The sequence below is a fragment of the Rubrobacter taiwanensis genome, assembly GCF_004337705.1.
Classification (GTDB): Bacteria; Actinomycetota; Rubrobacteria; order Rubrobacterales; family Rubrobacteraceae; genus Rubrobacter_C; species Rubrobacter_C taiwanensis.
Window position 1 is genome coordinate 39,954 of record NZ_SKBU01000042.1, and the last position, 8,045, is coordinate 47,998.

At 68.3% G+C, this 8,045-nt stretch carries 7 protein-coding genes; 5 read left to right on the top strand and 2 right to left on the bottom strand.

Features of this window, described 5'->3' with window-relative positions; genetic code table 11:
* Both E0L93_RS15350 and E0L93_RS15355 read left to right on the top strand, forming a co-directional pair.
* The gene (locus E0L93_RS15350; RefSeq protein ID WP_132692961.1) at positions 1 to 1,098 is read left to right on the top strand and encodes an ABC transporter permease; all 1,098 of its coding nucleotides are present in this window, start codon (positions 1 to 3) and stop codon (positions 1,096 to 1,098) included.
* Positions 1,099 to 1,204: 106 nt separating this feature from the next.
* Complete coding sequence (locus E0L93_RS15355; protein ID WP_132692962.1) at positions 1,205 to 2,200, top strand: zinc-dependent alcohol dehydrogenase family protein; 996 nt, start codon at positions 1,205 to 1,207, stop codon at positions 2,198 to 2,200.
* 13 nt (positions 2,201 to 2,213) lie between these two features.
* On the opposite strand, the gene E0L93_RS15360 is transcribed toward E0L93_RS15355, so the two are convergent.
* Together E0L93_RS15360 and E0L93_RS15365 are read right to left on the bottom strand one after the other, a co-directional pair.
* A complete protein-coding gene (locus E0L93_RS15360; RefSeq protein WP_132692963.1) occupies positions 2,214 to 3,446 on the bottom strand; it encodes a DUF790 family protein in 1,233 nt (410 codons plus the stop codon).
* Positions 3,446 to 4,801, bottom strand: coding sequence for a DEAD/DEAH box helicase (locus E0L93_RS15365; protein WP_165874420.1), 1,356 nt, complete (start codon positions 4,799 to 4,801; stop codon positions 3,446 to 3,448). Before E0L93_RS15365 ends, E0L93_RS15360 begins: the two co-directional genes overlap by 1 nt.
* Before the next feature lie 92 nt (positions 4,802 to 4,893).
* Between E0L93_RS15365 and E0L93_RS15370 the strand changes: the two genes are divergently transcribed.
* From E0L93_RS15370 to E0L93_RS15380, 3 genes are all read left to right on the top strand, one after another.
* Positions 4,894 to 6,042, top strand: a complete 1,149-nt coding sequence (locus E0L93_RS15370) for a glycoside hydrolase family 3 protein (protein WP_132692965.1) — start codon at positions 4,894 to 4,896, stop codon at positions 6,040 to 6,042.
* A gap of 132 nt (positions 6,043 to 6,174) precedes the next feature.
* Positions 6,175 to 7,401: an ABC transporter ATP-binding protein gene (locus E0L93_RS15375; RefSeq protein WP_132692966.1), complete on the top strand. Its 1,227-nt coding sequence runs from the start codon at positions 6,175 to 6,177 to the stop codon at positions 7,399 to 7,401.
* Positions 7,402 to 7,465: 64 nt separating this feature from the next.
* A partial coding sequence (locus tag E0L93_RS15380; RefSeq protein WP_243638270.1) for an extracellular solute-binding protein occupies positions 7,466 to 8,045 on the top strand: 580 nt, incomplete at its 3' end.

Below are 8,045 nucleotides of genomic sequence, written 5' to 3' on the forward strand. Positions count from 1 at the left end.
ATGAACCTCAGACGAATGCTGACGATATTCTACAAGGACGCCCGGGACGCCATCCGCGACGGCCGGGTGCTGGTAGCGATAGCCGTCCCGCTGGCTATCGGGCTCTTCTACAACGCCACGGCGGACGGTGACCCTGAGGACCTCACACCCACGGCCGACGTGGCCTACACGGCGCAGAGCGCCGCGCTGGCCGAGGCCCTGCGGGAGTCCCTGGGAGGTGCGGTAGACGCCGGCTTCAAGGAGGCGGGAGCCGGAGAGGTCCGGGCGCTGGTCGAGCAAGGGGAGGCCGACGTGGGGATAATCGCGGCGGACGACCTCTTGCCGGCTCTGGAGGGGGGCGGGAGGCCCGAGGTCCGGGTGCTCCTGCCGGAGGGCGGGGGCGCGGGCGGAGAGCTCGTGGCCTCCGCAATAGATCCGGCGCTGCGGGCGCTGGCCGGTCAGCCCGCTCCGGCGGCCGTGCAGGTGGAGCCGGTGCCCGTCGGCGGCGAGGACTCCGCAGACGCCCTCGCGGTGCTCGGGTTCGACACCTACATGGTCCTGGCGTCGGTGGTCTTCCTGGTCGGCATGATCGCCGTATTCGTGGTTCCCATCCTGCTGGCCGAAGAGACTGAGAAAAAGACGCTGGACGCGCTGGTAATGATCTCCTCCTACCCCGAGGTGATCGGGGCCAAGACCCTGGTCGGGGTGCTCTACACGGTCATCTCCGTGACGCTGCTGCTCGGGATGACGCAGCTCCGGCCGGAGAACCTGCCGCTCTTCGCGGGGACGGTGGTGCTCATGAGCCTCGCGCTCGTCGGGTTCGGGCTGCTCTTCGGCGGGTTCTTCCGCAACGCGAACCAGCTCAACACCTGGGGCGGGTTCCTGCTCATCCCGGTCGTGGCCCCGGCCCTTGCCGCCGGTTTCGAGCCGGCGGGCTGGATGGGAGCCCTCGTCGCCGCCACCCCGACGGGGCAGGGGATGCGGCTCGCGGTCAACGGCATGAGCGGCGAGGAGGTCTTCTCCGACCCGGCGCTCTCGTTCCTGGTGATGGCCGCCTGGTGCGCCGCCGGTTTCGGGGCGCTCCTGCTGAACCTCCGCTACCGGCAGGGCCGGAGCTAGGGCTCGCGATGTTCGCCGGCAGGACCGCTTCCGGGCCAGACGCACCGGGCTGAGAGGGCACCCGCGCCCCTTCGCCGGTGGCCCGGGGCTTGTAAAATCCCGGAATATGAGAGCGATGGTGCTGGACGGTCCCCGGCCGGTTGGGGAGGGACCTCTCGCTCTGCGGGAACTTCCGGACCCGCGGCCCGGACGGGGAGAGGTGCTGCTGCGGGTTCTTGCCTGCGGGGTGTGCCACACGGATCTGCACGTGGCGGAGGGGGAGCTGGAGCCGGTGAGACGGCCGCTCGTCCCCGGGCACCAGATCGTGGGCATCGTGGAGGAGTCGGGGCCGGACGTGGAGGGTGTGGGGCCCGGGCAGCGGGTGGGCGTTACCTGGCTCGGGTGGGCCTGCGGGAGCTGCGGCTACTGCCGGGAGGGGCTGGAGAACCTGTGCGACCGGGCCCGTTTCACCGGCTACCATCTGGCCGGCGGCTACGCGGAGATGGCCGTCGCAAACGCGGACTTCGTGGTCCGGGTTCCCGACTCCTTCCCTGAACAGCGGGCGGCCCCGCTGCTCTGCGCCGGCATCATCGGGTACCGGTCGCTGCGGCTCTCGGGGATCCGGCCCGGGGGCCGTCTCGGGCTCTTCGGCTTCGGGGCCTCGGCGCACCTGGCGATCCAGATCGCCCGGCACCGGGGGTGCGAGGTGTACGTGTTCACGCGGGGCGAGGGGCACCGGCGGCTGGCGCGCGAGCTCGGTGCGGCATGGGTAGGGGGTGCGGAGGACGAGCCGCCGGAGGAGCTGGACGCTGCGGTGACCTTCGCTCCGGCGGGGTGGCTGGTGCCGGCTGCGCTCGGGAAGCTGAGGAAGGGCGGCACGCTGGCGATCAACGCCATCCACATGTCTCCCATCCCGGAGATGCGCTACGAGCTGATCTACGGTGAGCGTGCGGTGCGCAGCGTGACCAACCTGACGCGCCGGGACGCGCGGGAGTTCCTGGAGGCGGCGGCGGAGATCCCCATCCGGGTCGACGTCGAGACCTTTGCGCTGGAGGAGGCCAACGGAGCTCTCCGGAGGTTGAAGGCCGGGGAGATCAACGGCGCGGCGGTCCTGATTCCGTAGAGAACCGCCGGGGTTAGAGGTTTTCCAGTACCGCCCGCGGGTCGAGGCGGGTCTTGTACCAGATCACCTCCTTGCCCAGCGCGGCATCCAGCGCTTCGGGTGTCGCTCCCAGGCCCTCCGGGGCGGCTACCAGGACACGGGCTCCCCGCTCTCCCGCCTCCCGGATCTGAGCCGCCCGGTCTATGAGGTGCCGCTCGGTCCAGAAGCCCAGGATCTCCAGGTGCGCCAGCTCGCCGGTCTCCCGGTTCAGAAGGGAGAAGTCCGGGACGAGGGCCGTTCTGAGGCCCGGCAGGGGGATTATCCCGGCGCCGCTCTCCAGCTCCCACCCGCCGGTGTCCCTGCTCCGCTCCCAGGCTTTCCTGAAGGCGCGGCGCACCTCGTCTCCGGGTTCGTCCCCCGGCCGCCGGTAGTGGCTTGTGAGTCCGGATGTCTCCGAATCCAGCTCCAGGACCGCCTCCCGGCCGCGCCAGAGCACGCCGGCAGATAAGCTCCACGGCTGCGTGAGCATCAGGCCGGGGACGAACTTGGCGATCCTGAGGCCGTACTTGCGGACCGGTCCGAAGAGCGAGAGCGGGCCGTCGAGGCAGAGCCGGTAGCCGGAGCCGGTCAGCTCTATCCGGTATATGAGCTCCATCAGCTTCGCGTAGCGGAAGATAAGCTCGGCGTCGGCCTCCCGGCCGAGATCCACTACAAGCTCGCGGGCCGAGTAGAGTACCCCCTGCACCTGTGCCAGGTTGTAGCGGGAGATCAGCTCCTCAGGTGTGGGGCGCTCGAACTGGCGCAGGATCTGGGCCTTCTGCCGGTCGGCGTACATCACCTGCACCGGGTCTTCCAGCCCGGTTTCCCGGCTGACCCGGGAGATGACGTCTTCCCGGGTCGGGCTCTGCAGGAGGTCGGGCTTTTCGGCCGGGAACTCGGGCATCTGCGCGGCGAGCTCGAAGAGCCTGGTCCGCACGTGATAGGGATCGGCGGAAGTCGGCGGGGCCCACTCGGCCCGGTCCTGCAGCAGCTTGCCGAGCGCCCGCACGACCTTAAACCCGCGCCGCGCGTCCAGCCGCGGTCCCAGTTCCTCCTCCAGCAGCGCCAGCTCGCGCTCCAGCCGGGAGCGCGGGCCCTCGCGGTGGGACTCGTAACAGGCGATAAGCCGTTCGGCCACCTCCGTCACGCGCCCGTCGTCCGCAGAGAGGCGGTGCGGCACCACCCGCCCGCGGTTCACGTGGGCGAGGATGTGCTCGTTGCGCAGCACTAGAAGCGCACCTCACGCCGCCGGCGGGCGGTGAACTCCTCGCCGGTCGCGGTGGTCACGAGCTCGTACAGGATCGCGCGCTTCCCCTCGCGCGGCCGGAGTATCCTGCCCAACCGCTGCACGTACTCCCGCGGCGAGGCGCTCCCGGCCAGCAGGATCCCGACGTTGGCCTCCGGCACGTCCACGCCCTCGTTCAGCACGTCGGAGGCTATTATCGCCCGGTATCTTCCCTCGCGAAAGCGGTCCAGGATGTCTTTCCGCTCTCGGGCGAGCGTCTCGTAGGTAATTCCGGGGATGAGGAAGCGCTGCGAGAGCGCGTACACTTCGTCTACGCTCTTGGTGAAGACGATGGTGCGATCGGACCAGTGGCGCTTGAGCAGCGTCTCCAGCGTGGCCCCCTTGCGGTAGGCGGACTGCACGATCTCGCGCCGCCGCCGCGCCGCGAGCAGCGCTTCGCGCCCGCCGGAGTGGCTGGTCGCCGCCACCAGGATGAACCGCTGCCAGTCCTCCGGGGAGCGGACGGAGAGGCGGTGCTTGGCGAGGAAGTCCCGGTAGACGGCGTCGGCCTGCGCGTACTCCACCCGCTCGGCAGCAGTGAGCTCCACGGGTATGCGAACGAGCTCGTAAGGGGCCAGATACCGGCCGGCCAGCTCCTCCGGCGAGCGCCGGTAGACCACCTCTCCGACCAGCTCCGGGAGCAGACGGTGCTCGCCGTCCGGGCGCTCGGGGGTGGCCGTGAGGCCCAGCGCGTAGGGGGCCAGGAGCATCTGGGAGATCACGCGGTTCTTCGGGGCCGGCAGGTGATGCACCTCGTCGTAGACGACGAAGGCGAAGCGGTCGCCGTAGCGTTCGGCGTGGATGTACGCGGAGTCGTAGGTGGTCACGGTGAGCGGCGTGACCTGATGGTAGCCGCCGCCCAGCAGCCCGACCTCCACCGACTCCCCGAAGGCGTCGTGCAGCACCGAGTACCACTGCTTCAGGAGCGCTAGCGTGGGCACGACCACGAGCGCGCTGCGCCCCACGCGCCCGATCGCCTCCACCGCGACGGCCGTCTTCCCGGCTCCGGTGGGGAGCACGATCACGCCTCGCAGCCCCGCCGCCCGCCAGGCCCGCAGAGCCTCCACCTGGTACGGGCGGGGCTCCAGGGCGATCCGGGACTCCAGGCGGAGCCTCCCGAAAGCCGCAGCGGCGTCCCGGTGGGGAATATTCTCGCGGCGCAGGCGCAGGACCGTCTCCCGGTAGGCGCTCGCCGGAGCCCGCCACTGCTCGGTGCGTTCGTCCCACACGAAGGGCTCCGGCGGCCTCTCCGGACCGGTGGCGACCAGCGTCCCTGACTCGTAGGCTAGCCGGATCACGCTACGGAAGAGGATACCCGAAAACACACCGCGTCTCAGCGGTTAAACTACGGGAGTTGCACGCGGCGCGTACGGAGGGGTGTTGAGAGATCATGATCCCGGACGGATTCTCTGCGGGACGGATTCTGGTTTCCGCTCTGCTGCTGGCGCTGCTCCTCGCCGGGTGTGCCGGAGAGTCCGGCCGGCAGGAGCAGCGGCAGAGCGAACCCCCGCCGGCCCGCCCTGCGGAGCCGGAGGCCGCAGATAAGATGAGCCTGCGGGACGCCGTCGGGCAGATGTTCATGGTCGGGATCGGGGGAACCGAGCCGGACTACTACATAGAGAAGATGGTCCGGGAGCGGAATATCGGGGGTGTGATCCTCTTCGGCCACAACATGGTCGGCGAGGAGCAGACGCGCGCTCTCGTCTCCTCGCTGCAGGAGCTCTCGGTGAGTACCGAGCCCGGAATCCCGCTCCTGGTCGCCGTGGACCACGAGGGCGGCATCGTCTCCCACGCGCCGTGGGTCTCCGAGGCGCCGTCCGCCATGCGCCTCGGGCAGTCCGGAGATCCGCAGCGGGTCCGCAGCACTGCGGAGAGTATAGGGCGCCAGCTCCGGGAGGCCGGTGTGAACACCAACCTCGCACCCGTCGTGGACACGGGGTTCGGCGCGGCGATCGGCGAGCGCTCCTTCGGCACCGATCCGCAGCTGGTGGCGCGCATGGGAGCGGCGGCCGTGCGGGGTTTTGAGGCCGCCGGGATCGTCTCCTCTGCCAAGCACTTCCCCAACCACGGCCCGGCTACCGAGGACTCGCACGTCGGGCTGCCGGTGGTCGACCACGACCTGGAGACGGTCCTGGCGCATGACCTGCCACCCTTCAGAGCCGCCGTCCGGGCCGGGGTGCCGATGGTGATGGTGGGCCACCTCCTCTACCCGGCGATAGACCCGGACCTTCCGGCCAGCATGTCTCCCGAGGCCATCAGACTGCTGCGCGACGAGCTCGGCTTCGATGGCGTCGTCGTGACCGACGATCTGAACATGGCCGGCGCCCGGCGCGGCGGAACGGTCGCCGATGCGGCCGTCGAAGCCGTCTCCGCCGGGGCTGACCTCCTGATCGTGGGCGCTACCCCCGAAGAGCAGGCCGCAGCCTACCGGGCCGTGGTGTCGGCGGTGGAGTCCGGCGAGATCCCGCGCGAGCGCATAGATGAGGCCGTGGAGCGCGTGATGCGGCTCAAGGAGAGATACGAGCTCTACGACGACTGAAATTGCTTGAAGCAGAAAAACTAGAGTATCATTAGCGGAAAGAGCGGTGATCTTGTGCTCATGCTAACATTTGGAGTAGCTGCGGGGCCGGGGGGAAGCCTGCAGGCGCAAGAGGGATAAGGAGGTTCATCGATGGCTAGTGTGGTCCTGGAGGAGGTCAACAAGGTCTACGGCGAGGACGTCCATGCCGTAAAGGACATGAATCTGGATATAAAGGACGGGGAGTTCATCGTCTTCGTCGGACCTTCTGGATGTGGGAAGTCCACGGCGCTGCGCATGATAGCCGGGCTTGAGGACATCACGACCGGCAAGATCTACATCGGCGATCAGGTAGTAAACGACCTGCCGCCGCGGGACAGGGACATAGCCATGGTCTTCCAGAACTACGCTCTCTACCCGCACATGAACGTGCGGGAGAACATGGGTTTCGCGCTCAAGCTCAGGAAGGTGCCCAAGGACGAGATAGAGCGCCGGGTCCGGGAGGCGGCCCGGATACTCTCCATCGAGCAGTTTCTGGACAGGAAGCCCAAGGCCCTTTCGGGCGGGCAGCGGCAGCGCGTAGCTCTGGGCCGGGCGATAGTGCGGGAGCCCAAGGCGTTTCTGATGGACGAGCCTCTCTCCAATCTGGACGCCAAGCTCAGGGTGCAGATGAGGACGGAGATCGGCAAGCTGCACAGCCGCATTGGGACGACGACCATCTACGTCACCCACGACCAGACCGAGGCGATGACGATGGCCGACCGGATCGTGGTGTTGAAGGACGGGGTGGTCCAGCAGGTGGGAAGCCCGCAGGAGATGTACGATCATCCGCAGAACATCTTCGTCGCCGGCTTCATCGGCAGTCCCGCGATGAACTTCCTCAGCGTCAACCTCAAGAAGAAGGATGGGGATGTGGTCGCGGTCTTCGGCTCTACGGAGATCCCGATCTCCGACGAGCTCCGGCGCAAGGCCGGGGACGAGCTGAACAAGTACGTAGATCGGGCGGTGATCCTCGGGATAAGGCCCGAGCACATAGAGGACCCGAAGGTTACCGAGGGTATGAGACACGCCAGCATCATCACCGTCAAGCCGCAGGTGATCGAGAGCATGGGATCTGAGAAGTACATCTACTTCGAGGTACCGCACGAGCTGGCCGCTCACACCCGGAGCATCGATGAGATGCATGAAGAGGAAGGGGCTGCCGCGGGCGAGGACGGCGAGGGCACGGCCTACGAGGCTTCGGCCACCGATACCGGGGAGCTGATGGTGGCCCGGGTGGCGCCCGAGAGCCGGGCCCGCAGGGGCGAGGAGATCCAGCTCGCCATAGACACGACCAAGATTCATCTCTTCGATCCCGAGACGGAGGAGGCCATATTCTAGGTTTTTTAGCGGTCCGGGGGCGGAAGGTGAGGGACACTCTATCTGGAAGGAGGCGAGTCGCGGAATGAGGCGAAAGGTCGCAAGGAGGCACATGACCCCCGTCGGCCGGCGAGTCAGCCGCCGGGACTTCCTGAAGCTCGGCGGCGCCGGGCTCGCCGGAGCCGCGCTGGTGGGGAGCGCAGCCTGCACGCCTGCGGGCAACGGCGGCGGTAACGGCGGCGAGGGGCCCGTCACCCTCACCTTCTCGTTCGGTCCGGACGAGTCCGGGACGATGCAGGAGCTGATCGACCGCTTCAACCAGCAGTATGAAGGTGAGATTCAGGTCAACCTCCGGACCATGTCCGCGGCCACCGGCCAGTACTTCGACCAGCTGCGCACCGAGTTCCAGGCCGGCGGCGGCGATATAGACGTGATCGGGGGAGACGTGATCTGGCCCGCGCAGTTCGCCGCCAACGGCTGGATCCTGGACCTCTCCCAGTACTTCACCGAGGAGATGCAGGCCGAGTTCCTCGAAGGCACCATCCAGTCCAACACCTACGAGGGGGCCATCTACGGGGTGCCCTGGTTCACCGACGCCGGCATGCTCTACTACAGGGCCGACCTGCTCGAAGAGGCGGGGGTGGAGCCGCCCACAACCTGGGACG

Coding starts and splice junctions, on each gene's coding strand:
- E0L93_RS15350 (WP_132692961.1), top strand. CDS start 1: ATGAACCTCAGACGAATGCTGACGATATTCTACAAGGACGCCCGGGAC.
- E0L93_RS15355 (WP_132692962.1), top strand. CDS start 1,205: ATGAGAGCGATGGTGCTGGACGGTCCCCGGCCGGTTGGGGAGGGACCT.
- E0L93_RS15370 (WP_132692965.1), top strand. CDS start 4,894: ATGATCCCGGACGGATTCTCTGCGGGACGGATTCTGGTTTCCGCTCTG.
- E0L93_RS15375 (WP_132692966.1), top strand. CDS start 6,175: ATGGCTAGTGTGGTCCTGGAGGAGGTCAACAAGGTCTACGGCGAGGAC.